We start from the raw sequence: 25,030 nt of genomic DNA, 5'->3' as shown, positions 1-25,030 counted from the left end.
GTTTACGCAAGACCATTTTATCAAAGTTTTTTTAATATGTCAAGGACGCCTCTAAAACTTGATAAACAAGGATTTTATCCCCTCAAGCATGTCTAAAACAGTCATTCACGTTTGTGAAGTGAGCTAGGTCAAACTCGCTTAAAAGTTTTAAAATTTCATCAATCACAAAATTTTCTCTTTTCTCTTAAAAAAAGTTTGTGTTACAGTATAAATCAAAGCAGTCAAAAATATTGTTGTTATAGTAGGAGTTAGATACCATTTCAATAATGAAGTACCATTATATACCATGTAATTATACGTAATAATTCCAATGATAGATGATACAGCTGCAGGAATATTAAGGTGCCCACTTTCTTCATATTTTAATATAAAGAAGCCTACAAAAACTACTGTGTATACTGGAATAAATACACTACCGATAGCATATAAAAAGTTTTGATATTTATCAATTGGAAACAAATATGCTGCTATGATACCTATCAGCGAATAAACTACTAATAGCTCTTTTTTACTGAGCCTTGTTTTAATAACTGCCATTGTAGATATCGCAGCAGAGTATACATCCATAAAAGTGGTTGTTACTGTTGATAAGAGTATTATTAGCAATGGTACAAACCCAGATTTTATTGATGCAAAATATGAAATTATATCTTTTCCTCCCGTCTTTAAGGAAACAAAAAGACCTATAAAATACATAAAACAGCTTGCAATAAAATAACCTAAAAATGTATACATAAAGCTAGATTTTCTATTTTCACTGTTGATCGTATAATCTCCTACTAAAGGCAGCCATGATACAGGCATAGCAACGGCAAGTTCGATTGCATCTACAAAACTCATGCTACCTTCTGGTGTTAAAATTTCCCCGCCCTTTAAAAATACTACAACACCAATAGTCAATATAAACAACAATATTACTGCAATGTTATTTACCCAGTATGCTTCACTTTCAAAAAATAGTGACCATAATAAAACAGATATGCCTACAAAAAGTATTCCTACACCAACAGACATACCAATGGCACCATTAAAAGCTTTTGCTGATTGTATAATCATGACTGCTGTCCATCCAATCAATTGCAAAATGTTTAATGCCCCTAAAAAAACTGTACCCTTATTGCCTAAAACAACTTTTGTTGATTTTATTGCTGGCAAGTTAAGGATATATGACATAAGACCCCCCAGTGAAAAAAATAAGGTACCAATAATATGACCTATTAAAATAGCCAACAAACCTTTAGTTAAACCCAGAGGTGCAAATAGGGAACCTGTATAAATTTCAGCAATTGAAATTGCTGCACCTGCCCATATTAGAAAAAGGGTAAAATTTTTAATTTTCATAATTCACACCTGCTTTCTTAAAGTAAATTTATGAGATAGTTATTTTTTTATCTTTTTCTATTATCTCCGGCGTAAGATTATATATCTCATCAAAAAATGTCACTTTAAAACTGCCGGGCCCTTTGACATTACTGCTTTGAGCAGCTCTTTCCCCTGCTATTCCAAAAGCTACAAAAGCTTCTACTGTAGCTTCAAAATAATCTTCACATACTCCGCAGAAGCTTGCTACTACAGAGGTAAGCATACAGCCTGTGCCGGTGATAGTACCCATCATAGGATGTCCATTTTTTACATACGCAATTCTTTTTCCATCAGTAATTATGTCAGTAACACCTGACACTGCTACTACAACATTGTACGCGTTTGCTAAATCTTTTGCAGCTTCAGAAATATCATCTGCTCCGCCTTGAGACTCTACACCGCGTATCTTCCCACCTTTACCTGCAAGTATTGAAATCTCAGCACTATTCCCTTTTATCACAGAAATTTTTACCTCTTCTAATATCTTTTTTGAGCTTTGTGTCCTAAGCTTCGTAGCTCCCGCTCCAACAGGGTCTAATATAACTGGTACTTTAAGTCTATTTGCAGCCTTCCCTGCCTTTATCATCGCTTCTACTTGTTCATTTGTAAGAGTACCTATATTTAAAACTAAAACATCTGCTGCACTTACCATTTCTTCTACTTCTTCCAAGGCATGTGCCATGACTGGCAGTGCTCCTATAGCCAGTGTTATATTCGCACAATCATTGACAGTAACTATATTTGTAATATGGTGAACTAAAGGCTTTTTCTCTCTTAAAATTTTCAACAATTCTTTTTTCATTTCAAATTCCTCCTATCGTTTATCGCTTTTGCTATAACCTCCAAAAGTTTTCTTGTATTGTTTTCTATATCCCCATAAAATACAGCTGAAACTGAAGATATCCCGTCTACTCCCGACTTTAACATGACTTCATAAGCATTATCCTTCGTTATACCTCCTATTGCAACTACGGGAATAATGACTGTCTCTTTTATCTTTTTCAGCCCTTCTATTCCAATGGCTTCCGCTTCCGGCTTTGTTGGAGTCTTAAACACCGCACCTACCCCTAAATAATCCGCTCCATCCCTTTGTGCTTTTAAAGCTTCTTCCACTGTCCTCGCTGATACCCCTACTATTTTATGAGGACCTATCATTCTCCTTACAACATCTGCTGGCAAATCCTCCTGTCCAACGTGAACTCCATCTGCATCCACCGCCAAAGCTATATCCACTCTGTCGTTAATAATGAGAGGAATTTTATTTCTTTTTGTCACTTCTTTAACTTTAAGAGCAATTTCATAAAATTCCCTACTTGATATGTCTTTTTCCCTCAGTTGAATTACTGTTGCACCGCCTTTTATTGCTAATTCTACTGCGTCAGCAATATCCATATCCTTTATGTAAGACCTATCCGTTATAGCATAAAGGGTTAAGTCCATATCTCACACCTCCCTTATTTTTATATTCCAAAAATGGTTGGTGGGACCTACTCCATGCCCTATGGCCAATGAATGTTTTATAGCCCCTGTAATGTATGCTTTCGCTCTTTTTATTGATTCAACTAAATCATAGCCTAAAGCGATATTGGCAGCTATAGCTGAAGAAAATGTACAGCCTGTACCATGAGTGTTTTTAGTATCAATCCTCTCTGATGTAATTTCATAAAACTCTTTTCCATCGTAAAACACATCTAAAGCATCTCCTGTAAGATGTCCACCTTTTACAATTACTGCTTTTGCCCCAAAATCTAGAATTTTCTTAGCCGCTTCCTTCATATCCGATATATTTTTAATTTCTTTTCCAATTAATTCTCCTGCCTCCATAAGATTTGGCGTAACTACAAGGCTTAAAGAAATCAATTCCTTTTTCAAAGCCTCCACTGCTTCCGGCTTCAATAAATAGCTTCCACTCTTTGAAATCATGACAGGGTCCAGCACAACATTTTTTACATTGTAATCTTTTAATCCTTTTGCAATCATCTTAATAATGTCTTCATTAGATACCATGCCTATCTTCACTGCATCGGGATACAAATCCTCAAAAATTGCCTTCATCTGCAAATACACCATATCAGGACTTACATCCTCAATCCCTAAAACCCCCATGGTATTTTGCGCTGTTATTGAAGTAATGACACTCATGCCGTATACTCCATGTGCTGAAAAAGTCTTTAAATCTGCCTGTATACCTGCTCCTCCCCCAGAGTCAGAACCGGCAATAGTAAGGACTAACTTCATATGACCACCTCCAAAATAATAAATTATGCTCACCTGTTCAGGTGAGCACTTTTTACAAACTTCGTAAAACGTGCTTCCCTGCGCAGGCATTACCCTGTTCAGGTTCAAAGGGTCGGGAACAAATCCCCTCTCAGCCATTTATGGCTCCCCTAGCACTTGTCATATTAAGTTTTGTCTAAATTGTCTAAACTAATTATACCACAAATCCAAAAGAATTAAAATAATTTTATGCATACATATTTCCATAGGGCCTTTTGCCTATCGGATGCAACTTGACAAAAGAATGATTCATAATCTTTTGAAAATCATAATCAAAATATTGACAAAAATTTTCAACATACTTTTGGATAAACGCGTAATCTTTGTCATCTATCTTTTCCTTAATAACCTCTTTCCCAAGTTTATAGTCTTCTACATCTCCTCTCAAATATATAACTCCTCCGTGCATCCCTGTACCACAATATTCTCCAACTATATTTTCATCATTTTTTAAGTTCAGTACAATCATGCATCCACCTGCCATATATTCACCAAAGAAGTCTCCCGCACTTCCTCCAATAACTATTACAGGAACTTTATCTTTGTATTCTTTCATGTGTATGCCAACTCTATAACCAACATTATCTTTTATATAGATAGATCCACCCCTCATCCCGTAACCAACGACATCACCTGCATGTCCATGTATAATAATATTCCCATCGTTCATTGTATTTCCTATTGCATCCTGTCCATTACCAAAAACTTCTATTGTAAGTCCATCCATAAAAGCTGCCATGTCATTCCCAGGTGTACCTTCGATATTTATTTTGGTAGTCCCAGATAGATTATCTCCTATATATCGTTGACCATTAACATTTTTCAAATTAATTATATCTTCACCAGCACGAACTAACTCTTTAATTATTTCATTAAGGTCTCTATAATAGATTCCTGACGCATTTATGGTTTTCATCATACCACCTCCAGGTCAAGCATTTTTGCCTTTCTTAATTCTTTTGGCAAATATATGAATCCAAAATCATCATTTAAAAGATACTTCTTAAATGGAGTTATATCCGTTTCGTTTTTTATAAACCCAGTAAATAATCCAGCCCTATCAATATCATTAATTAATATAAATCCTACTAACCTATTTTCTTTTACCACAAATTTTTTATAATACTTTCTGTTATGATCAATTTTAGAGATAATCTCAAATTCCTGCTGCTGTGGATTTGTTATACCAGCTGTTATCATATTTGTATTTTTATAACCTATTGAGTTCATAGGGAAAATTCCTTTAAAACTTTTATTTATACCAATCATGTTAAGCCCTGCAATTTCCCCTTGCATGTATCCATTTGGCCATATTGGCACAACCCTATTTGACTCAACAAGCATATCATAACCTTCGGCTACATCTCCTGCTGCATATACATCTTCAACGCTTGTTTTCATAGTGTTATCTACTAAAATACCACGGTTTATAGAAATTGATGTGTTTTTTACAACATCAACGTTTGGCACAACACCTATCGCGATAATAAGATTATCGGCTTCTAATTCCTGCCCATTTTTGAGCAAAACCCCTTTAACATATTCATCTCCTATGATTTTATCCACCGTTGTTCCCGTAATTATTTTTATGCCGTCATTCTGAAGACTTTGAGATACCAAAGATGCTCCTTCTGCATCAAGAATTGTACTTAAAATTCTATCGGCAAGTTCAACTATTGTTACATCTACCCCTAAATGGTGAAGACCTTCTGCTGCTTTGAATCCGATGAGACCACCCCCTACAATTACAGCTTTTGAACCCGGCTTGGCAGCTTCCTTTAATTTTTTAGCATCGTCCATTTTAATAAAAGTATGAACATTTTTTTTATTCAATCCTTCTACTGGAGGTATTATAGGTTTCCCGCCCGTTGCAATGAGAAGTTTGTCAAAACTTATGCTGTCTCCGTTTTCAAGATGCACTTCTTTTTTTCTTTCATCAATAGAAATAGCCTTAATACCAAATACAGTTTCTACTTTATTTTTGCGGTAAAAATCTTTCTCTCTATATATCATTTTGTCTTCAGAAACTAAATTCCCAAGATAATAAGATATAAGGGGCCTTGAATACACGTTATATGTTTCATCTGAAATAACAATTATTTCAGAACTCGTATCATATTTTCTTATTGCCTCTACTGCACCTACCATTGCAACAGAATTACCAATTATTACTATTCTCATACAAAAATGCCTCCTTCACTATAGACAAGTGCCTCATTAGGACAATTCTTGACACAAGCCGGTTCTCCTGCTTCAGCACATAAGTCACATTTTGATGCAACCTTATTATTTACATCTCTTATGATTGCACCAAACTCACATACAAGCACGCAAGTCCAGCATCCAACACATTTATCTGTGTCACAAGTTACAACACCTGTTAATGGATCTTTTCGCATCGCTCCTGTAATGCATGATTTAACGCATGGCGCATCATCGCAATGCCTACACTGAAGCGAAAAAGATACAGGTCTATTTTCCTCTATAACAATTCGTGGCGTCGGCCTTTGGGGTTCCAACTTATATGCTTTTAAAACATCTTTATATTTTGAATGAGATGTAATACAGTATACTTCACATAATCTACATCCCACGCACACTTCTTCTTTTACATAAACCTTTTTCACAAAAATACCTCCTATTCGCCGGCAGCAAGAATGCCAAGTATATCAAGTTCCTTCTGCGTCATTCCTATCCCACGAAGCATTAACCTATTGCCTTTAAGACTTTCAATATCATTTATACCCATTCCACCAAGCATTTCTTTTATCTCATGACTCCATGCTTGAACAAGGTTAACAAGACGTTTATATCCAATTTCAGGGTTTAATCTTTTTACAAGGTTAGGATCTTGTGTAGCAATTCCCCAATTACACTTACCAGTATGGCATTTTTGGCACATATGACATCCCAAAGCAATCAAAGCAGCTGTTGCAATGTATACAGCATCTGCACCAAGAGCTATTGCTTTGACTATATCCGCACTGTTTCTAATACTACCTGCTGCAACTAAAGATACTGTATGTCTTATACCTTCAGAGCGGAGTCTTGCATCTACAGCAGCTATTGCAAATTCAATTGGAATTCCTACATTATCCCTTATTCTCTTTGGAGCAGCCCCTGTACCACCTCTAAATCCGTCTATTGCTATATAATCTGCTCCAGCTCTCGCTATTCCCGAAGCTATTGCCGCAACATTATTGACTGCTGCAATTTTTACACCAACAGGTTTTTGATAATCGGTAGCTTCCTTCAATGAATATATTAATTGCGCAAGGTCTTCAATTGAATAAATATCGTGATGCGGTGCAGGAGATATAGCATCACTTCCAGGTGGTATCATCCTTGTTGCTGAGATATCTTCACTCACCTTTTCACCGGGTAAATGACCACCTATCCCAGGCTTTGCACCTTGACCAATTTTTATTTCAATAGCCGCCGCAGTATTAAGGTATTCTCTATCAACACCAAAACGACCTGATGCGACCTGTACAATTGTATTTTTCCCATATTTGCGGAAGTCCTTATGAAGCCCTCCTTCACCAGTATTATAAAGTATCCCAAGCTCTTCAGCAGCTCTTGCCAAAGCTGCATGAGCATTGTAACTTATTGATCCATAAGACATTGCTGAAAACATTATTGGTGTCTCAAGTTTGAGTTGAGGAGGCATTTTTGTTTTAACATTGAGGTTTTCTTCTATTTCTATCCTATCAGGCTTTCTACCTAAATACACCCTTAATTCCATAGGTTCTCTCAACGGGTCTATAGACGGGTTTGTAACCTGACTTGCATTTATAACCATTTTATCCCAATATACAGGATAAGGCCTATCATTTCCCATAGATGACAGAAGAACTCCACCTGTTTCTGCCTGTCTGTATATATCTCTTATAGCATCATAAGTCCAATTAGCATGTTCTTTAAATGTTTGAGGATGTTTAATAATTGTAAGAGCTTGTGTTGGACACAAGAGAACACACCTTTGACAATTTACACAATTTATATCATTTGAAACCATCTTATCTAGATCTTCATCATAACTGTGAACTTCAAATGAACACTGCCTCATGCAAACCTTACAATTAATGCATTTATCGTAATCTCTGAGTACTTTAAATTCTGGAGTAAGATAGCTTAAACTCATGCAGTAACCTCCTTTGTAGAATACATTTCTTTTTCGTTATCACGTATGAGCTCAGCTATAACAGGTTCTCCACCTCTAGGAATCCATACGCTTTCCGGATTTTTGCATATTTGCCTTATTGCTGACTCTTCGCTGGCTACATATATCATATCGCCTTTTTTTGCAGCAGTAAGTGGCCTTAGTTTAATTCTATCGTTTATTGCTATAAAGCCATCTCCATATGCTATTATCATTGAAAATGGACCATTTAGTAATGCTCTCCCATAAATTACTTTTAGGTTAGTGTATAAAAATTTTTCTTTTGGCGACATTCTCTCAACCTGCTTCCACAAAGGCGATGCAACTACTTTACATGCAAGCTCTATTGGTAAACCATGTTTTCTTAATAAAAGATCGAATATATATGCCGCAACTTCTGTATCAGTTTGCAATGTACAAATATATCCAAACTCTTCTAAATATTTACGATTAGTATCGTAGGAAGAAAGCTCGCCATTGTGAACAACAGAGATATTTAATAAATTAAAAGGATGTGCACCACCCCACCATCCTGGTGTATTTGTTGGAAATCTACCATGGGCCAGCCACATATATCCTTTATAAGATTCCAATTTATAAAAATTTGCAACATCTTCTGGATAACCTACCGCTTTAAATACTCCCATATTTTTCCCGCTAGAAAAAACATAAGCGCCCCGTATATTGCTGTTTATATTAAATACAAATTTAATTGTAAATTCATTCTCATCCAGTTCTGACAATTTCAATTTCTCTGGCTTTGGTATAGCAAAATATCTGTAAATTAATGGTGCATTTTTAATATGTGCCGTTTTTCGCGTTGGTATTTTTTCTTCTAAAGCCACTACATAATCTGCCTTTAAAATATTTTCTGTTTCCTGTTTAGCTATCAAATCATCATAAAACATATGAAATGCAAAATAATCTTTAAAATCAGGATAAATGCCATATGCAGCAAAACCACCTCCAAGACCATTTGATCTATCATGCATTGTCGCGATGGAATCTGTTATAGATTGCCCTGAAAATAGACGACCAGTGCGATCAATTATACCACTTATAGCACATCCCGAAGGTATTCTTACATAACCTTCCTTCAACATTTTATAACCCCCTTAAAAAATTTTTATATGCAATATTTTTTTTGAAAGTTGCATAAAGCGAAAATGTTTACTGCTTAAAATTGTCCTCAAATTGTGGTAAAATGCTTATCAATCCTAAATTGTGAGTGTTATATTAATTATAATACATTTTATTAATTTCGCAATATGTTAATATGAAAAATTCATAAATTATTTTTAGGTTAATTTTGCAATTAAATAATGTAGTGAGCAAAAAATAACACCTAAATAATAAAAACACCACCACTTTTTATAAGTAAAAAGTGGTGGTGTTTCTTCCCGTTCCTTCCCTAAACATCTAAAATTCTGGAAAAATTCGCCCAAAAACGTGAAAAAACTTCCCGATTTTTTTCCCACAGCCTTTTTGTCTCCTCTTTAAGTTGATCCGCTGCTTCTGGTCCAGCAAAATCTATAAGTTCTTCTTTATAAATCTCAGTCCAATAACCGACAATGATAGGTGTAACTTCTGGATGAAATTGTAAAGCCCAAGCACAATCTTTATAAGCAAAAGCCTGGTTAGTACAAGTTTCACCTTCTGCAAGGAGAACAGCCCCTTCAGGCAGTTCAAAAGTATCTCCATGCCATTGAAAAGTCCAAAATTCTTCTGGTAAATCATCGAAAAGAAGAGCCCTTTTCCCTGCTTCTGTCAAATGTATTTTATACCACCCAATTTCTTTTATCGAGTTAGGTTTGACTGTTGCTCCCAACGCCCTGGCAATAAGCTGTCCTCCCAAACATATTCCTAACACTGGTATTCGTCTTGCTATCGCATCGCGTATAAGTTCTTGTTCTTGATAAAGATATGGGTACTTTTCTTCTTCATATGCTCCCATTGGCCCTCCCAAAATTATCACAGCATTATAGTCAGCCACCGTTTTAGGTAAAATAGCTCCAGGTTGATTCATTACGCGAATATCTAACTTCCATCCTTTCTTTGAAAAAATTTCAGCTATAAGGCCTGGTCCTTCTTGACTTACATGTTGGATAATTAAAACTTGCATTATCTCGTCTCCTTTAAACAATTATGATTATTCAGATTTAACTTTAATTAATTTTTTTGCTTAAAGTGCTTTTTCACCCCGTTCGCCAGTACGAACTCGTATCACATCTTCCAAATTCACCACAAAAATTTTACCATCTCCAATTTCCCCAGTCCGTGCGACTTCTGATATGAGTTTTACTAACTTTTCCGCCTGATTATCAGTTACTGCAATTTCAATCTTAACTTTTGGCAATAAATTGATAAAATATTCATTTCCCCGGTAAACTTCGGTCCAACCTTTTTGATTTCCACAACCCATTACGGGATATACAGTCATACCGCGAATACCAAATTTACTTAACTGATCTTTAATAATCTCCAATTTTTCCGTTCGTATAATGGCTTCTATTTTTTTCAAACCAAATCACTCCTTTTAAACTTCCTAAAATATAAGTTGATAATTAATTTTCGCCACTTATTTTTTTTAAGTAATGCTATATAGACTATTTTCCCTAATTATTATCATAATAACTAAAATAATTATACTTAAGTTCTGTATTATTATATGCTCCTTCACCGTGTTGAGATATATCTAGACCTACTTCCTCTTCTTCATCACTTACTCTTAAGTCCATAAATAGATTTATGAATTTAAGTATGGAATATGTCATTATAGCTGCAAAGACATATACCGCAATCACACCTATAATTTGTACTATAAATTGGTGTACATTCCCATATATTAATCCATTCGCGCCTTCGGGATTTACTACTTTTGTAGCAAATATACCTGTTGCTATAGCACCCCATGTACCACCAATACCATGTATGCCAAAAGCATCAAGTGAATCATCATATTTAAATTTATGTTTCAAGTAATTTACTGAGAAATAACACAATATCCCTGCAATAATACCAATTATAATTGCTGATACCGCAGTTACATAACCTGCAGCAGGTGTTATTGCAACAAGTCCTGCTACAGCTCCACTTGCTGCACCAAAAAGTGTCGGTTTGCCATTTATTCTCCATTCAACTATAACCCATCCAAGTGCAGCGGCTGCTGCTGCTGTGTTTGTAACTACAAAGGCATTAACAGCTATTCCATTTACTGCTAACGCACTCCCTCCATTAAAACCAAACCATCCAAACCATAAAATTGCTGTACCCATAATAACCATAGGCATATTATGGGGAAGTATATTAACATTTTTACGCTTTCCAATTAAAATTGCTGCTATAAGACCTGAAATACCAGAACTGATATGAACAACCGTACCTCCTGCAAAATCAAGTGCACCAAGATTTCTAAGCCATCCCCCGTTGCCCCATACCCAGTGTGCAATAGGATCATATACAAGTGTGGTCCATAATAGAGTAAATAATAAGAACACACCAAATCTCATTCTTTCAGCAAAAGCACCAGTTATAAGGGCAGGTGTAATTATTGCAAACATTAACTGGTAAATCATAAAAGCCATCAAAGGAATTGTTGCAGAATACGCGTCATAAGGTTCAAATCCTACATTTTTCAATCCTAACCATTGTAAATTTCCTATTATATGTCCCACATCGCCTCCAAATGATAATGAAAAACCAAATAATACCCATTGGATTGATATTATTGCGATAATTATAAAACTTTGCATCATGGTACTTATTACATTTTTACTACTGACCATACCACCATAAAAGAAAGCAAGTCCTGGAGTCATAATCATAACAAGCGCAGCAGAAAATAACACAAAAGCAGTATCACCCGTATTGATTTTACCTGTAGAAGCAAAAACTAAATTTGGTATAATTAAAAACATAAACATGAGAGAGAATAACAAGCAAATCTTCTTCCACATTTTGTATAAACCTCCTCCAAATTTTTCTATTTTAGCCAACATAGAAAATGGCGCTTTTGCCTTAGGTTTTAGCCTGTTGCAAAAGCGCCTTTGCTTTTGTACTTTAAAATATTAATTTTTATATCTCATTAGACAATCCTGTAAAAAGTTAAATATTAAATAGCATGTCAGCATAGGTCGGTAGTGGCCATAATTCTGCATCTACAATGCTTTCCAGTTTATCACCGATTTCTCTCAAAATGCCCATTTTTGTAAATACTACATCTCTGTAATAACAAGCCTTGCTATAAGAATCACTATTCATATTTGAAGCTTCATTAACTGCATTTTCAAGTTCAGAAATGTTTTTCTTAAATTCACTTATTAGTGAAGAAACTTCTTCTAATAATCCAGTTTGTGCACTTATATCAACATTTAGACCTGTTGCTTTTACAGAATTTATCGATTCTGCAATTTTTGTAGCAAAATCCACAGCTGCCGGCAGTATTTGCCGCTTTGCTATGTCCAACATTGTCAACGCTTCAATATTAATTGTTTTTACATAATTTTCGAGAGAAATTTCATAACGAGATTCAAGTTCAGCTTTATTTAAAACACCATGTTTTTCCATGAGCTTGACATTCTTTTCTTTGATCAAAGCAGGAATGGCTTCCACACTTGATCGAATATTAGGAAGTCCTCTTTTTTCTGCCTCTTTTACCCATTCCTCTGAATAATTATTCCCGTTAAATATAATTCTTTTGTGCTTCTTTACAATTTCTTTAAGCAACAATTGCAATTCTTCATCAAAATTGTTAGCTTTTTCTAGCCTATCTGCAATCTGCGACAGAGCTTCAGCAACAATGGTGTTTAAAATGAAATTAGCAGTTGCAATTGATGCAGAAGAACCAACCATTCTAAATTCAAATTTATTTCCTGTAAATGCGAAAGGAGATGTTCTGTTTCTATCTGTAGAATCCTTTGGTAGTGCAGGAAGAGTTGATACACCTACTTTTAGTACTCCTCCTTGTTTAGAAGTTGTTGCACCACCATTTTCGATTTGTTCAAGAATATCCGTAAGCTGTTCACCAAGGAAGACTGATACAATTGCGGGCGGTGCTTCATTAGCGCCAAGACGATGATCATTTCCTGGTGTTGCAGCGGCTACTCTGACCAAGTCAGCATATTCATCAATAGCTTTAATTACAGCACACAGGAATACTAAAAATTGTGCATTGTCGTGGGGTGTATGTCCCGGATCTAAGAGATTTTGACCATCATCGGTGCTCATAGACCAGTTAATGTGTTTACCGGAACCATTGACTCCTGCAAAAGGTTTTTCGTGCAAAAGGCATACAAGTCCATGCCTTAAAGCAATTTTTCTCATTAACTCCATTGTTAATTGATTATGATCCGATGCAATATTAGCTGTATTGTATACTGTAGCAAGTTCATGTTGAGCAGGAGCAACTTCATTATGTTTAGTTTTGGCCGGAACTCCTAATTTCCATAGTTCTGCATCTAGATCTTTCATAAATGCTGATATTCTTTCTTTGATAGAAGCAAAATAATGATCTTCCATTTCTTGACCTTTTGGCGATCTAGCACCAAATAGAGTCCTTCCTGTAAGTATAAGATCTTTACGTTTATCGTACATCTTTTTATCAATTAAGAAATATTCCTGTTCAGGTCCTACGGTTGTAATAACCTTTTTGGCTGTAGTATTACCAAATAATCTTAGCACTCGAAGAGCTTGCTTTGACAAAGCTTCCATAGAACGCAGTAAAGGTATTTTTAAATCTAGCGCCTCCCCTGTATATGAAAAGAAAGCCGTGGGGATATATAGTGTATCATCCTTTATAAAAGCAGGTGAGGTACAATCCCATGCTGTATACCCTCTTGCCTCAAAGGTAGCCCTTAAACCACCTGATGGAAAAGAAGACGCATCAGGCTCACCTTTAATTAATTCTTTTCCGGAAAATTCAGCTATTACTCTGCCATCTTGAGTAGGAGAAATGAAGGAGTCGCGTTTTTCGGCCGTCATTCCAGTCAATGGTTGGAACCAATGTGTAAAATGAGTTGCTCCTTTTTCAATTGCCCAATCTTTCATTGCATTTGCTACAACTTCAGCAACTGCTGGTTCTAATGGAATTCCCTCATCGATTGTTCTTCTTAAAGCTTTGTAAGTTGCCTTTGGAAGGCGTTCTCTCATGACTGAATCGTTAAAAACATTTGAACCAAAAATGTCGCTTAAAGTGTTTTGTGCCATAACAATTCCTCCTCTTAAATTTTTATGAATTAACATACTAACTTAATAATTAATTAAAGTGCAAATATTAAAAAAAAACAAAGGCGCCATCACTTATTTGATGAAACGCCTTTGTTTCATTCACAAATTATTAAATTTCTAGCTCATATACAGGTAGTATATATAGTAAATTAATAATTTCCCTTCACATCTTATAATAACATATTTTTATTTTAATTTCAAGCACTTTTTTATTTGTCTGGTGCGCCATTAGGGACTCGAACCCCAGGCCCGCTGATTAAGAGTCAGCTGCTCTACCAACTGAGCTAATGGCGCACGAAAAATAATGTTATTATTTAACTTTCTCTCATCTGGTGCGCCCTGTAGGATTTGAACCCACGACCTCCAGGTTCGAAGCCTGTCACTCTATCCAACTGAGCTAAGGGCGCATAAAAAATTTGTTGGAGCGGACAACGAGACTCGAACTCGCGACCCTCACCTTGGCAAGGTGATGCTCTACCAACTGAGCTATGTCCGCATCTATATGGTGCGGGAGAAGGGACTTGAACCCATATGCCGCTTTAGGCACTAGAACCTGAATCTAGCGCGTCTGCCAATTCCGCCACTCCCGCACAAATTCAGGCCCTCACTTTTTTCTTTAAAACTGGTGACCCATCCGCGACTCGAACGCGGGACACCCTGCTTAAAAGGCAGGTGCTCTACCTCCTGAGCTAATGGGTCACATAATGGCTGGGATGGCAGGATTCGAACCTACGAATGCCAGAGTCAAAGTCTGGTGCCTTACCACTTGGCTACATCCCAGCATGGGGTGGATAGTGGGACTTGAACCCACGACCTCCAGAGCCACAATCTGGCGCTCTAACCAACTGAACTATATCCACCACACAATAAATGGTGCGCCTGGAGAGATTCGAACTCCCGACACACGGCTTAGAAGGCCGTTGCTCTATCCAACTGAGCTACAGGCGCATATTGGAGCGGGTGATGGGAATCGAACCCACGTAACCAGCTTGGAAGGCTGGGGCTCTACCATTGAGCTACACCCGCATGTAATTAACTTACTTGAGATTTCAGAAGAATTTTTCTCGCTTGTTTCTTAATTCGTCTGACAGTTTTAGATTATATCAGATGCCTTTATCTTTGTCAACACCTCGTTTAAAAAATTTTTGGGGATTAAATTGTATAGAAGACATAAGAGGTGTAATTCCTCCTCTTATGTCTTCTATGCTTCTTTTAACACTGAAACTTCTTCTAAATTCACTAATCTTGGGAATATACCGCTCTTATCAATTGTCACTAATGCTATCGTTTTTTTTGCACCTTCTCTTGGCAAAGAAGGACTGCCTGGATTTAAAAGTAAAATATCTTCATGTTTTGAAATCATGGGAATATGAGTATGCCCAAAAAATACAGCATTTACTCCCAATTCTCTTCCTCTATCTAAAATCGTTTGATACTCGTATTTAACATAATATCTGTGTCCATGAGTTAACAAAATTTTTTTGCCTTCTATTTCAATTACTTTCTCCAATTCATCTTTTGTAGGGAAATCACAATTTCCTTTAACATACTCTAATGGAATCCCAAATTCTTGAGATAATTGAATAGCATCTGAGGCGTTATCTCCTAAATGAATAAGATAATCTATTCCATTAAGCTCCCGAAATTTTTTCCTAACCAATGTAAATATACCATGTGTATCACTAATAACTGCTAAAACCATTTATTTTTCCTCCAAACGTTTTAAAATATAATTCTTTAACTTCATAAGAGCATCAGCTCTATGACTTATCTTATTTTTTTCTTCCATGGTAAGTTCTGCTAAAGTCTTCCCTAAATTATCGACATAAAAAACCGGGTCATATCCAAAACCATTTTTCCCTCGAGGATGATCCAAAATATACCCTTCTAATTTACCTTCTAATAAAGTTTCTTTTTCACTTTCTAACACTGCTATCACTGTCTTAAAATAAGCTTTTCTTTTTTCGCAAGGAACGCCCTCTAATAGCTTTAACAATTTTTTATTGTTATCTTCATAGGTAGCATTTTCACCAGCAAATCTTGCTGAATATACTCCAGGTTGCCCATTTAAATACTCCACAAACAACCCTGTATCGTCAGCAATAACAATTCCATCAACTTTTTCTTTTAAAAAGCGAGCCTTGATAAGAGCATTTTCTTCAATCGTATTTCCTGTCTCTTCTATATCTTCTTTTATTCCCAAGTCTGCTATAGAATAAATTTCAACAGGATAGCCTTTAAAAAAATTTTTTATTTCTTCAGTTTTGTGAGGATTGTTGGTTGCTATTATTATTTTCAACCGAATCAACTCCTATTTTATCTACAATATCAGAAAGAACTTCTTTTTGAATTTTGATAATTTGCTCAATCCCATATTCTGCAAGATTTAGAAGATCTGAAAAATTTTGCTTCGTAAATGGTCCACCCTCACCTGTTCCCTGTATCTCTACAATTTCTCCTTTGTCTGTCATAACTACATTCATATCTACTAATGCATTAGAATCTTCTTGAAAGGATAAATCTAAAAGCTCCTTTCCCTCTACAATTCCTACACTTACAGCCGCAACAAAACCTTTTAAAGGAATCTTAGGAATATCGCCTTTTTCTACCAATTTGTTAAGTGCATCTGCCAATGCTATAAATGAACCTGTAATAGAAGCTGTTCGTGTACCTCCATCTGCTTGGATAACATCGCAATCTATCCATATAGTTTTTTCTCCTAACACATCCAAATCTACTACAGACCTTAAAGAACGGCCTATAAGCCGTTGTATTTCCATAGTCCTTCCACTAGGTCTTCCTTTAGTTACTTCTCGTGGATTTCTTGTTTCAGTTGCTCTTGGCAACATGCCATACTCACTGGTTATCCAACCCTTACCTGTACCTTTTTGGAATGGAGGTACTTTATCCTCAATAGAAGCTGTACAAATGACTTTTGTCTCCCCCATTTCAATTAGAACAGAACCTTCTGCAAATTTATTAAAATTTCTTGTAATTTTTATAGGTCTCAGCTCATTAAATTTCCTTCCATCAATTCTATTCATTTCTTCAACCCTTTCATTTAATAAAAATAGTTTAAAGCTAATTTATTCTGCTTTATTGTTTTTATCCTTCAATATTATTTTAAAACCTTTATTAATATTTTACAAGAACATAAGAACAAAAAAATCTGGTTTAAAAAACCAGATACAGACTGTAGACAAAGTTAAAAAATATTCAAAGGAGATATTTTGCATCGTCGCTCCGATGCAAAATATCTCCTTTACGAAAGTTTGTCTACAGTTTGATCTCGGTTAAAAAACCAGATAAATTATGGATTGCTATTTGCATTATTTGCATCATATACAGAATTAGAAACAGTCGTAGAAATAGATCCCTCTTTTAACCTTTTAAAATATTCTACAATGCCATTGTATATTCCTTGAGCTACTTTCCATTGGAAGTCATCATCTTGAAGCAAGGCTGCATCATCAGGATTTGTTATAAAAGCTGTCTCAATAAGTATTGCTGGCATTTTTGTCTTGTTAAGCACTGACAAATTAGGACCTTCTTTAAGTCCCCTATCAACCGTATTTATCTCTTTCATTAAGTTGTTATAGACAATTTGAGCAAAGGTCTTGTTGTCTCTCATGTCTCCTTTGTATCCATTTGGATAATACCATATTTCTGTGCCTTTAGGAGTTGGAGTCCCAAAAGCATTAGTATGTATACTTATAAATACGTCAGCTCCCGCATTGTTCGCTTCTTGTGACCTAGTAACAAGGTCTACAAATACATCAGAATCTCTAGACATCATAGTTCTAAATCCATCTTTTGTGAGAAGGCTATTTAGCTTAAGAGCAATCCCCAAAACTACGTCAGATTCTCTTAACCCCCCTACTCCTATCGCACCAGGGTCACTTCCCCCATGCCCAGGATCTATATAAATAAGAGGCATTTCATTTGGCTGAGACTTTATAACCAGCATTATAATGTTTTTTTCGACTATTTTTACAGAATAATCCGTTTTGCTAGTAGTATCTGCTACCACTCTCACTGTGTCGTTGTTATACTGTGAATACCTTATAGCCGTTATAACATTGCCTTCTACTGGTATTTGACCAGCTTTATTCCCATCTGGCATTTTAAGAACAGCATCTGATATGTCCACAACTATTTTATTATCCCCTATTCTTTGAGTATTAAAATGTTCCGCATCAGCATTAATTATGACTTTATCATACTCCCCTTCTTTTGTAAAACTTATACCTGTTACATAGCTTGTCCCAACATCAAAAGAAATAGTTAAACGTGTTTTATCCTGCGATTGGACAATTCCGTAAGGGAGCATATCTTTTAAATATATCACTACTCGCACTTTAGGTATAGGTTGTGTTTGGTTCTGTGCAATTACCGCATTTAAAAGACTTTTCTTGTTAATTGGTATATCTATTCTTCCTTTGTCCCATATGGAATTTTCTATGTCCACATAAATTCTAATATTCCCTGGATCTTCTATAACTCCTTGGCTATATTTTATAGGATTATCTCCTGTAATATTTATAGAAAATATACCATTATTATAGTTTGTATCAAAATTTTTTATATTTATAATTTTAGGAGGAGAGGTAGTATTTATTTGATAATTCTTTTCGTCCCATTCTACTTTATAATCAAAAGTCTCAAATAAAAATCTAAAAGGAATATATGTATATCCTTCTTTACTAATTTCTATTATTCTTGCAGGAGCTATCAACTTAACTTTTTTTCCGTCCGCTAAGGCAATATCACTTCCAATAGTTAATTTAACTGTTTTACCTTTTGTTATAGTAACCATCTTGGTTTTGTCATCCCACTCTACTTTAGCTCCAAATCCCTTTTCTGAGATCACCCTCACAGGAATTAATGTGCTGTCTTTTAAAATTAAAGGTGGGGTTTTGCCTGTGTCGAAATTTTGACCATCTATTTTAATTGTGACATCTGGAATATTGTAATAAAAAGGTTTCCCATCTACTAAGATAGTGTTTTTATAAGCGAAGGCCATACTGTAGGAGGCTAAAATTGCTACAACTATTACAACAAATAATACTATTTTTTTCACTAAAACCCCCCCTTTTTTTTGTGAAAAAAATTCGACTTTAAATATATCATAATACTTTAATATTACAAAATGATTACAAACTTATTACAATTTCTTAACTTTATTAGTAATTACATATATTGTATCGGTTAAATGGATTAGTTTTTTGAGTTTTAGGAAAAATAAAAAAGGGAGGTGGCACTTGTGACTAATATTAATTGCACAGCCGATTGTATTTACCAAAAAGAAGGAAAATGCACTTTATCTAATCTCTCACAGATGACCAAAATAAATAGATTAATTGATGATAATATCAATAAAAACAACGTCAACTATGAAAATTCAAGTATCAATTGTGCATATTATGTAAAAGCAAAAAAATAACAGCAGTCAAACTCTGAAAGCTTTCATTTTATCAAAAAAGGTGCATAAAACAAATTGATAAATAGAGAATCTATAATCACCATGAAAGTAAAAGCTGCAAAATTAGAATTAAATTTTTTCCCTCCAAAGTACATTTTGACAAGAGCAAATGATAGAATCAATGTCAATATAGGTATAATATTTAAATTATAGGGAAATAGTATTTGTTCCATGCTATTTTTTATAACCTGAGGAGGATAAAAAAAATATTTTGCTGCTCCATATAAAGACATACCTATGTAAAAAGAATTAATCGATTCATTTTTAAACCTTCGCGGTTCAAAAAGCATGACAAACAAAAGCCATCCATAGCCAGGCAGTGAGACAGAAAATGTCATAATAAATCCTAAAAGCAAAGCAGCAGAAATAGAAAAGGTACAAAGACTTAAAGCATTTTGTATATCTAGCTTACGGATACCACCTACTTGCTTTATAAATTCAGGATTTGTACTGGCGACTTTTACTATGTATTTATAAAAACCTCCTGCTTCTATCCAAGATAAAAACAATCCTTTAGGCGCATTCAACAAATAGGGCTCAGATGCCCAACCGCCTTCTTTAGTAACAGATTTTACTTTAACAATATCACCATCTTTAAAAAAAGCATAAATGATCTCTGTTCCTTCTACTCGGCTTTGGCCAATAATATTGTAACTACTTAAAGCAGAAAATACTCCTGCTATTCCATCTTGGAATTGTTTTATGTCAAAAGCTCCTACGTCAGGAGAAGGAATTTTTCCATAAACATTTAATTCTAGTTTTCTAGGTTCAAACCCTTTAGAATTCTGAGGGTCAAAGTAAAAATAGTAGACATTTGAACTTGTCTTTGAAGTCAAGTTGTAAAAAATGTATACTTTTTTATCATATCCAATCTTTATATTATCTAATTTTGAAGTAGCTGTCTGAGGTAATTTATATACTTCTACAGGTGTAGACCATCGTTGTCCTTTTATGTCATAAGATAAATAATAAATTTTGTATTCCTGCTTATCATCTACAAGCACCGAAACATACAAAGTACCATTTTTATGTACTGCATCGATTTGTGAAACATTTTTTAGATTTACCTCAGATAATTTTTTAAAATTATTTGCAATATTAAAAATTTCGATTCCCTGTGAATTGACAGTTATAATATAGTCATCAACAATTTTAAAATTTACTGCTATTATATTTAAATTTTCATAATTGTCTCCGTTTGTTTCCATTTCATTTATATTATCATTTTCAGACCAATAAATTTTCCCCTTGTAATATTCAACGTTCTTCACTGAGGTCTCATTAAAGTTCTTGATAAAAATTTTCTTTGTATCCTTTGAAAAAGGGTAAATCTGTGATATTGCAAAACCGGTATCATTAGTCCAAATTCCATATACACTTCCCCCATCCCAAAAAAGGGGTGAAGGCATATTTAAATTTTTCTCACCAACAGTCAAGTCTCTGCTCCACATATCAGAAGGATTACTTGAAAAAACTTTTAAAAATTCATAAAAATGATAAGAAATTAAGAGGAGAGAAATTATCACGACTAATAGAATTGACACAGCCTTTTTAGACATTTTATCCCTTCTTTTTAGAATTTTAAAAAAGGCACTCGCTACAAGTGCCTTTTTTATTTATTAAAAAGATGACAAGCAACAAAATGACCGCTACCCACTTCTTTAAGTGGAGGAGTTTGTTCTTTGCAAATATCCATCGCATATTTGCATCTCGTTCTAAATCTACAACCAGGGGGTGGATTTATTGGGCTTGGCACGTCACCTTCAAGTATTATTCTTTCTCTTTTTCTCTCTACATTAGGGTCAGGTATAGGTACCGCTGACAAAAGTGCCTGAGTATAAGGATGTAGCGGATTAGAGTAAAGCTCAGCGCTACTAGTCATTTCCACAATCATTCCTAAATACATTACAGCAACATTATCACTTATATGCCTTACCATGCTCAGGTCATGAGCAATGAACAAGTAGGTAAGACCTTTTTCTTGTTGCAAATTCATCAAAAGATTTACAATCTGAGCTTGTATAGACACGTCTAAAGCAGATATAGGTTCATCAGCTATAATAAAATCTGGTTCTATAGCCATTGCCCTCGCTATACCAATTCTTTGTCTCTGACCACCTGAAAATTCGTGAGGAAATCTATTAGCATGTTCTCTATTTAATCCTACCATCTCTAAAAGTTGATATATTCTTTCCATCCTTTCTTTTCCAGTATAAAGTTCGTGTATGTCAATTCCTTCACCGATGATATCCCCTACAGTCATACGGGGATTTAAGGAAGCATAAGGGTCTTGGAAAATTATTTGTGCTCTTCTAGCAAATTTTTTTCTTCCTTCGTAATTTAAATGGGTAACTCTTTCTCCATCAAATATAATTTCTCCTGCCGTTGGCTCATAAAGTCCTATTATGGTCCGGCCAGTCGTAGATTTGCCACACCCCGACTCTCCCACCAAACCTAATGTTTCTCCTTTTTTAATGGTAAAGCTTACATCATCTACAGCTTTTAAAATACCACCACTAACATGAAAATATTTTTTAAGATTTTTTACCTCGAGCAAAACTTTGTTATCACTCATCTACTGTTACCCCCATTCCAAATGGATTAGCAACTTTTGGAGCATAGGGGTGTTTAAGCCAACAAGCAACTTGCTGAGTCTCTGATTCTTTAGTGACCTCTGGCGGAGCTTCATAACATATTTTCATAGCATAATCACACCTTGCTGCAAAAGGACAGCCAACAGGTGGTGCAAAAAGGTCAGGCGGTGTCCCAATAATCGGTACAAGTTTTTCTTTATTCTTTGCATCTAAGCGAGGAACCGACTTTAATAGCCCCCACGTATAAGGATGTTGTGGGTTATAAAATATTTCGTCTACTGTACCTCTTTCAATAATTTTACCTGCATACATTACCACAACTCTATCCGCTATATCAGCAACAACTCCAAGGTCATGAGTAATAATAATTATTGAGGTATTAAATTGTTTTTGCAAATCTTTCATCAAATCTAAAATCTGAGCTTGTATTGTAACGTCTAAAGCTGTAGTTGGCTCATCTGCAATTAATAATTTAGGTTTACAAGCTAAAGCAATAGCAATCATCGCCCTCTGTCTCATTCCACCTGAAAATTCATGAGGATATTGATGAATTCTTTTTTCAGCATTTGGAATTCCAACAATGTCCAACATTTCTTTAGCCCTTTTTATAGCTTCTGCTCTAGTTACATCTTCATGTTTCAAAATTACTTCAGCAATTTGATTACCTACTGTCATTGTAGGATTCAAAGAAGTCATAGGATCTTGGAATATCATACCAATTTCTGAACCTCTTATTGATTGCATCTCTCTATCTGTATAATTAGTTATATCTTTTCCATCAAATATGATTTTCCCACCTTTTAATCTCCCTGGAGGTTCAGGGTTTAGTTTCATTACTGCATGCATTGTCACAGACTTACCACAACCGGATTCGCCAACGATTGCCAAGGCTTCTCCTTTATACACTTCAAAGCTTACGCCTCTTACGGCTTTAACCTCCCCGGCATAGGTATCAAAAGAATACTCCAAATCTCTTACTTCTAACAATACTTCTTTTTTTTCCATGTCAATTCCTCCTTATTTGCGCAACCTTGGGTCAAGAGCGTCTCTTAAACCATCACCTAATAAGTTGAAAGAGAGCATTGTTATACTTATGAAAAACGCCGGGAAGAACAATTGGTAAGGATACATGAGCAATACATTTGTAGCATCATTAGCTAAAGTTCCCCAACTTGCTAAAGGAGGCTGTACACCTAAACCTATATAGCTTAAGAAAGCTTCTGTAAAAATTGCAGCAGGAACGTCGAAAGTTATAGAAACTATTATTGGACCTAAAGTATTTGGAATTAAGTGCTTCATAATTATTCTTCCGGGAGAAGCTCCTAAAGTTTTCGCCGCCATCACAAATTCTTGTTCTTTTAACTGCAAAACTTGCCCTCTTACAAGTCTTGCCATTCCTACCCAACCTGTTATAACCATTGCGGTAATTATAGTAACAATCCCAGGTCCCATAACAAGCATAAGCAAAATAACTAATATAAGATAAGGTATTCCATACAAAATATCTACAATACGCATCATAATATTGTCAACTTGTCCTCCAAAGTATCCTGAAATTCCCCCGTAAATTACACCAATGATACCATCCAGTAAAGCCGCTGCAATACCTATAGTGAGAGATATTCTTGCTCCCATCCACGTCCTTACAAATAAATCTCTGCCCAGATAATCCGTACCAAACCAATGCTCAGCAGATGGCGGTTTATTTGTCATCATAAGGTTTTGGTCAGAATATTTGTAAGGTAATAAATAAGGCCCTATGATCGCCATTATGCCCAACAGGATGAGAAATACTAAAGAGGCCATCGCAACTTTATTCATTTTAAGTCTTCTCCATGCGTCTTGCCAGTAAGTCATACTGGGACGAACTATTGCTTGACTTTCCTCAATATTTGGTCCTACTCTTTCAAATTTCCCTCTTGTAATTTCAACCACAATTATTTACCCCCTTTAGAGAGCCTTATTCTTGGATCTATGAAGCCATATGTTATATCAACAAGGAACATCATAAATACAAGTATAACGCTATAGAAAATAGTTGTTCCAAGTATCATGGTATAATCATTGTTATATATACTCTGAACAAAATATTTGCCAAGCCCAGGAATTCCAAATATTCTTTCAATGACAAAAGTACCAGTCACAATTCCCGCAATCAATGGTCCTAATACAGTTATTATTGGTAAAATAGCATTTCTTATCATATGTCTCCAAACAATCTCAAAAGAAGAAAGTCCTTTTGATTTAGCAGTCTTTATATAGTCCTGTCCAATTACATCAAGCATGCTTGCTCTCATTAAACGAGAAATTATTGATAATGAAGCAAAAGACAAAGCTACCGATGGAAGTATAGTATGAGCAAAAGTTCCCCATCCTGACACAGGAAGCCATCTTAGTTTTGATGCTATCCAATACTGCAATAATGTAGCAATTATAAAATTAGGAACAGACCTTCCTATAATCGCCAAAATCATTGAAACATAATCCCAAAAACCATTTCTGTTTAATGCCGCCACAATTCCAAGAATCAATCCTAAAAATACTCCTATTATTATTGATTGCATTCCTATCTGAAAAGAAGCCGGAAAACCGTTTGCTATGATTTCATTTACAGTTCTGTTTAAATATTTTAATGAAATGCCCAAATCACCATGTAGTAAATTTCTTAGATAATATCCGTATTGCACAATTAAAGGCTTATCAAGATGATATTTAGCCAACATGTTTTGCCTTATTTGTTCCGGAACCCTTTTTTCACTTGTAAAAGGATCGCCAGGAATCATGTGCATTAAGAAAAACGTCAAAGTGACAATGACCCATAAAGTTATAAGCATATATAGCGTTCGCTCTAAAGTATATCTTAACAAATTCCTACACCTCCAATGGCGTTTGATGTAAATGCAGCGAATATATATGGCCTATGCCATA

The 25,030-nt window shown here is 35.2% G+C and carries 23 protein-coding genes, 9 tRNA genes and 1 riboswitch; of the genes, 1 reads left to right on the top strand and 31 read right to left on the bottom strand.

What is annotated here, in order from left to right; translation table 11 throughout:
* Nucleotides 1–162: 162 nt before the first annotated feature.
* The 26 genes from cytX to BUB32_RS02925 all read right to left on the bottom strand — a co-directional run bounded on the left by cytX (nt 163) and on the right by BUB32_RS02925 (nt 19,106).
* Nucleotides 163–1,341 carry a putative hydroxymethylpyrimidine transporter CytX gene (gene cytX, locus BUB32_RS03050; protein ID WP_072967360.1) on the bottom strand — a complete coding sequence of 393 codons (1,179 nt, stop codon included), beginning with the start codon at nt 1,339–1,341 and terminating at the stop codon, nt 163–165.
* A 28-nt stretch (nt 1,342–1,369) separates the two neighbouring features.
* The gene (thiM, locus tag BUB32_RS03045) at nt 1,370–2,164 is read right to left on the bottom strand and encodes a hydroxyethylthiazole kinase (protein ID WP_072967357.1); all 795 of its coding nucleotides are present in this window, start codon (nt 2,162–2,164) and stop codon (nt 1,370–1,372) included.
* Entirely contained in the window at nt 2,161–2,802 is a 642-nt protein-coding gene (gene thiE, locus BUB32_RS03040; RefSeq protein ID WP_072967355.1) for a thiamine phosphate synthase, read from the bottom strand. The genes thiM and thiE overlap by 4 nt, the downstream gene beginning before the upstream one ends.
* A gap of 3 nt (nt 2,803–2,805) precedes the next feature.
* A complete protein-coding gene (gene thiD / locus BUB32_RS03035; RefSeq protein ID WP_072967353.1) occupies nt 2,806–3,600 on the bottom strand; it encodes a bifunctional hydroxymethylpyrimidine kinase/phosphomethylpyrimidine kinase in 795 nt (264 codons plus the stop codon).
* A 58-nt stretch (nt 3,601–3,658) separates the two neighbouring features.
* Nucleotides 3,659–3,761: riboswitch (TPP riboswitch) on the bottom strand.
* 65 nt (nt 3,762–3,826) lie between these two features.
* Complete coding sequence (locus tag BUB32_RS03030) at nt 3,827–4,555, bottom strand: GltB/FmdC/FwdC-like GXGXG domain-containing protein (protein WP_072967352.1); 729 nt, start codon at nt 4,553–4,555, stop codon at nt 3,827–3,829.
* Nucleotides 4,555–5,820 (bottom strand): NAD(P)/FAD-dependent oxidoreductase, encoded by a 1,266-nt coding sequence (locus tag BUB32_RS03025; RefSeq protein ID WP_072967350.1) that lies wholly within the window; start codon nt 5,818–5,820, stop codon nt 4,555–4,557. The genes BUB32_RS03030 and BUB32_RS03025 overlap by 1 nt, the downstream gene beginning before the upstream one ends.
* A complete protein-coding gene (locus tag BUB32_RS03020; protein ID WP_072967347.1) occupies nt 5,817–6,266 on the bottom strand; it encodes a 4Fe-4S dicluster domain-containing protein in 450 nt (149 codons plus the stop codon). The genes BUB32_RS03025 and BUB32_RS03020 overlap by 4 nt, the downstream gene beginning before the upstream one ends.
* 11 nt (nt 6,267–6,277) lie before the next feature.
* Nucleotides 6,278–7,783, bottom strand: a complete 1,506-nt coding sequence (locus BUB32_RS03015) for a glutamate synthase-related protein (RefSeq protein WP_072967344.1) — start codon at nt 7,781–7,783, stop codon at nt 6,278–6,280.
* Nucleotides 7,780–8,904, bottom strand: a complete 1,125-nt coding sequence (locus BUB32_RS03010; protein ID WP_072967342.1) for a class II glutamine amidotransferase — start codon at nt 8,902–8,904, stop codon at nt 7,780–7,782. Before BUB32_RS03010 ends, BUB32_RS03015 begins: the two co-directional genes overlap by 4 nt.
* 308 nt (nt 8,905–9,212) lie before the next feature.
* Nucleotides 9,213–9,923, bottom strand: a complete 711-nt coding sequence (locus tag BUB32_RS03005; RefSeq protein ID WP_072967340.1) for a type 1 glutamine amidotransferase — start codon at nt 9,921–9,923, stop codon at nt 9,213–9,215.
* Nucleotides 9,924–9,983: 60 nt separating this feature from the next.
* Nucleotides 9,984–10,322: a P-II family nitrogen regulator gene (locus tag BUB32_RS03000; protein WP_042835042.1), complete on the bottom strand. Its 339-nt coding sequence runs from the start codon at nt 10,320–10,322 to the stop codon at nt 9,984–9,986.
* Between the two features lie 94 nt (nt 10,323–10,416).
* Nucleotides 10,417–11,757: an ammonium transporter gene (locus BUB32_RS02995; RefSeq protein WP_072967338.1), complete on the bottom strand. Its 1,341-nt coding sequence runs from the start codon at nt 11,755–11,757 to the stop codon at nt 10,417–10,419.
* A 148-nt stretch (nt 11,758–11,905) separates the two neighbouring features.
* The gene (locus BUB32_RS02990) at nt 11,906–14,005 is read right to left on the bottom strand and encodes a glutamine synthetase III family protein (protein WP_072967336.1); all 2,100 of its coding nucleotides are present in this window, start codon (nt 14,003–14,005) and stop codon (nt 11,906–11,908) included.
* Nucleotides 14,006–14,244: 239 nt separating this feature from the next.
* Nucleotides 14,245–14,320, bottom strand: a tRNA-Lys gene (locus BUB32_RS02985).
* A gap of 36 nt (nt 14,321–14,356) precedes the next feature.
* Nucleotides 14,357–14,433 (bottom strand) — tRNA-Arg (locus BUB32_RS02980).
* A gap of 13 nt (nt 14,434–14,446) precedes the next feature.
* Nucleotides 14,447–14,522: transfer RNA gene (locus BUB32_RS02975), tRNA-Gly, on the bottom strand.
* 7 nt (nt 14,523–14,529) lie between these two features.
* Nucleotides 14,530–14,616 (bottom strand) — tRNA-Leu (locus BUB32_RS02970).
* A gap of 33 nt (nt 14,617–14,649) precedes the next feature.
* Nucleotides 14,650–14,725, bottom strand: a tRNA-Lys gene (locus BUB32_RS02965).
* 6 nt (nt 14,726–14,731) lie between these two features.
* Nucleotides 14,732–14,806 (bottom strand) — tRNA-Gln (locus tag BUB32_RS02960).
* A 3-nt stretch (nt 14,807–14,809) separates the two neighbouring features.
* Nucleotides 14,810–14,886, bottom strand: a tRNA-His gene (locus BUB32_RS02955).
* A gap of 11 nt (nt 14,887–14,897) precedes the next feature.
* A tRNA-Arg gene (locus tag BUB32_RS02950) sits at nt 14,898–14,974 on the bottom strand.
* Nucleotides 14,975–14,978: 4 nt separating this feature from the next.
* Nucleotides 14,979–15,052, bottom strand: a tRNA-Gly gene (locus BUB32_RS02945).
* A 175-nt stretch (nt 15,053–15,227) separates the two neighbouring features.
* A complete protein-coding gene (locus BUB32_RS02940; protein ID WP_072967335.1) occupies nt 15,228–15,728 on the bottom strand; it encodes a metallophosphoesterase in 501 nt (166 codons plus the stop codon).
* Complete coding sequence (locus tag BUB32_RS02935) at nt 15,729–16,325, bottom strand: XTP/dITP diphosphatase (RefSeq protein ID WP_072967332.1); 597 nt, start codon at nt 16,323–16,325, stop codon at nt 15,729–15,731. It lies immediately after the preceding gene.
* On the bottom strand, nt 16,285–17,070 hold the full coding sequence (rph, locus tag BUB32_RS02930) for a ribonuclease PH (protein WP_072967330.1): 786 nt from the start codon (nt 17,068–17,070) through the stop codon (nt 16,285–16,287). The genes BUB32_RS02935 and rph overlap by 41 nt, the downstream gene beginning before the upstream one ends.
* A 266-nt stretch (nt 17,071–17,336) precedes the next feature.
* Nucleotides 17,337–19,106, bottom strand: coding sequence for an N-acetylmuramoyl-L-alanine amidase (locus BUB32_RS02925; RefSeq protein ID WP_072967328.1), 1,770 nt, complete (start codon nt 19,104–19,106; stop codon nt 17,337–17,339).
* 183 nt (nt 19,107–19,289) lie between these two features.
* On the opposite strand from BUB32_RS02925, the gene BUB32_RS13080 reads away from it, so the two are divergent.
* Nucleotides 19,290–19,469 (top strand): hypothetical protein, encoded by a 180-nt coding sequence (locus tag BUB32_RS13080; RefSeq protein WP_072967326.1) that lies wholly within the window; start codon nt 19,290–19,292, stop codon nt 19,467–19,469.
* A gap of 23 nt (nt 19,470–19,492) precedes the next feature.
* Here BUB32_RS13080 and BUB32_RS02915 read toward each other — a convergent pair whose 3' ends face one another.
* From BUB32_RS02915 to BUB32_RS02895, 5 genes are read right to left on the bottom strand one after another with little or no spacing between them, the layout of a single operon-like run.
* On the bottom strand, nt 19,493–21,067 hold the full coding sequence (locus BUB32_RS02915; protein ID WP_072967324.1) for a hypothetical protein: 1,575 nt from the start codon (nt 21,065–21,067) through the stop codon (nt 19,493–19,495).
* 53 nt (nt 21,068–21,120) lie between these two features.
* Nucleotides 21,121–22,083 carry an ABC transporter ATP-binding protein gene (locus tag BUB32_RS02910; RefSeq protein ID WP_072967322.1) on the bottom strand — a complete coding sequence of 321 codons (963 nt, stop codon included), beginning with the start codon at nt 22,081–22,083 and terminating at the stop codon, nt 21,121–21,123.
* Entirely contained in the window at nt 22,076–23,107 is a 1,032-nt protein-coding gene (locus BUB32_RS02905; RefSeq protein ID WP_072967320.1) for an ABC transporter ATP-binding protein, read from the bottom strand. Before BUB32_RS02905 ends, BUB32_RS02910 begins: the two co-directional genes overlap by 8 nt.
* Nucleotides 23,108–23,119: 12 nt before the next feature.
* Complete coding sequence (locus BUB32_RS02900) at nt 23,120–24,037, bottom strand: ABC transporter permease (RefSeq protein ID WP_072967315.1); 918 nt, start codon at nt 24,035–24,037, stop codon at nt 23,120–23,122.
* A gap of 2 nt (nt 24,038–24,039) precedes the next feature.
* Nucleotides 24,040–24,969, bottom strand: coding sequence for an ABC transporter permease (locus BUB32_RS02895; protein WP_049684685.1), 930 nt, complete (start codon nt 24,967–24,969; stop codon nt 24,040–24,042).
* Between the last annotated feature and the right edge of the window lie 61 nt (nt 24,970–25,030).

This window comes from Thermoanaerobacter uzonensis DSM 18761 (assembly GCF_900129115.1).
Classification (GTDB): domain Bacteria; phylum Bacillota; class Thermoanaerobacteria; order Thermoanaerobacterales; family Thermoanaerobacteraceae; genus Thermoanaerobacter; species Thermoanaerobacter uzonensis.
This window is presented reverse-complemented; position numbering and strand designations above follow the sequence as displayed.

Coding starts and splice junctions, on each gene's coding strand:
- thiD (WP_072967353.1), bottom strand. CDS start 3,600: ATGAAGTTAGTCCTTACTATTGCCGGTTCTGACTCTGGGGGAGGAGCA.
- BUB32_RS02990 (WP_072967336.1), bottom strand. CDS start 14,005: ATGGCACAAAACACTTTAAGCGACATTTTTGGTTCAAATGTTTTTAAC.
- thiM (WP_072967357.1), bottom strand. CDS start 2,164: ATGAAAAAAGAATTGTTGAAAATTTTAAGAGAGAAAAAGCCTTTAGTT.
- BUB32_RS02915 (WP_072967324.1), bottom strand. CDS start 21,067: ATGTCTAAAAAGGCTGTGTCAATTCTATTAGTCGTGATAATTTCTCTC.
- thiE (WP_072967355.1), bottom strand. CDS start 2,802: ATGGACTTAACCCTTTATGCTATAACGGATAGGTCTTACATAAAGGAT.
- BUB32_RS03005 (WP_072967340.1), bottom strand. CDS start 9,923: ATGCAAGTTTTAATTATCCAACATGTAAGTCAAGAAGGACCAGGCCTT.
- rph (WP_072967330.1), bottom strand. CDS start 17,070: ATGAATAGAATTGATGGAAGGAAATTTAATGAGCTGAGACCTATAAAA.
- BUB32_RS03030 (WP_072967352.1), bottom strand. CDS start 4,555: ATGAAAACCATAAATGCGTCAGGAATCTATTATAGAGACCTTAATGAA.
- BUB32_RS02940 (WP_072967335.1), bottom strand. CDS start 15,728: ATGGTTTTAGCAGTTATTAGTGATACACATGGTATATTTACATTGGTT.
- BUB32_RS02905 (WP_072967320.1), bottom strand. CDS start 23,107: ATGGAAAAAAAAGAAGTATTGTTAGAAGTAAGAGATTTGGAGTATTCT.
- cytX (WP_072967360.1), bottom strand. CDS start 1,341: ATGAAAATTAAAAATTTTACCCTTTTTCTAATATGGGCAGGTGCAGCA.
- BUB32_RS03015 (WP_072967344.1), bottom strand. CDS start 7,783: ATGAGTTTAAGCTATCTTACTCCAGAATTTAAAGTACTCAGAGATTAC.
- BUB32_RS03025 (WP_072967350.1), bottom strand. CDS start 5,820: ATGAGAATAGTAATAATTGGTAATTCTGTTGCAATGGTAGGTGCAGTA.
- BUB32_RS03010 (WP_072967342.1), bottom strand. CDS start 8,904: ATGTTGAAGGAAGGTTATGTAAGAATACCTTCGGGATGTGCTATAAGT.
- BUB32_RS02910 (WP_072967322.1), bottom strand. CDS start 22,083: ATGAGTGATAACAAAGTTTTGCTCGAGGTAAAAAATCTTAAAAAATAT.
- BUB32_RS02995 (WP_072967338.1), bottom strand. CDS start 11,757: ATGTGGAAGAAGATTTGCTTGTTATTCTCTCTCATGTTTATGTTTTTA.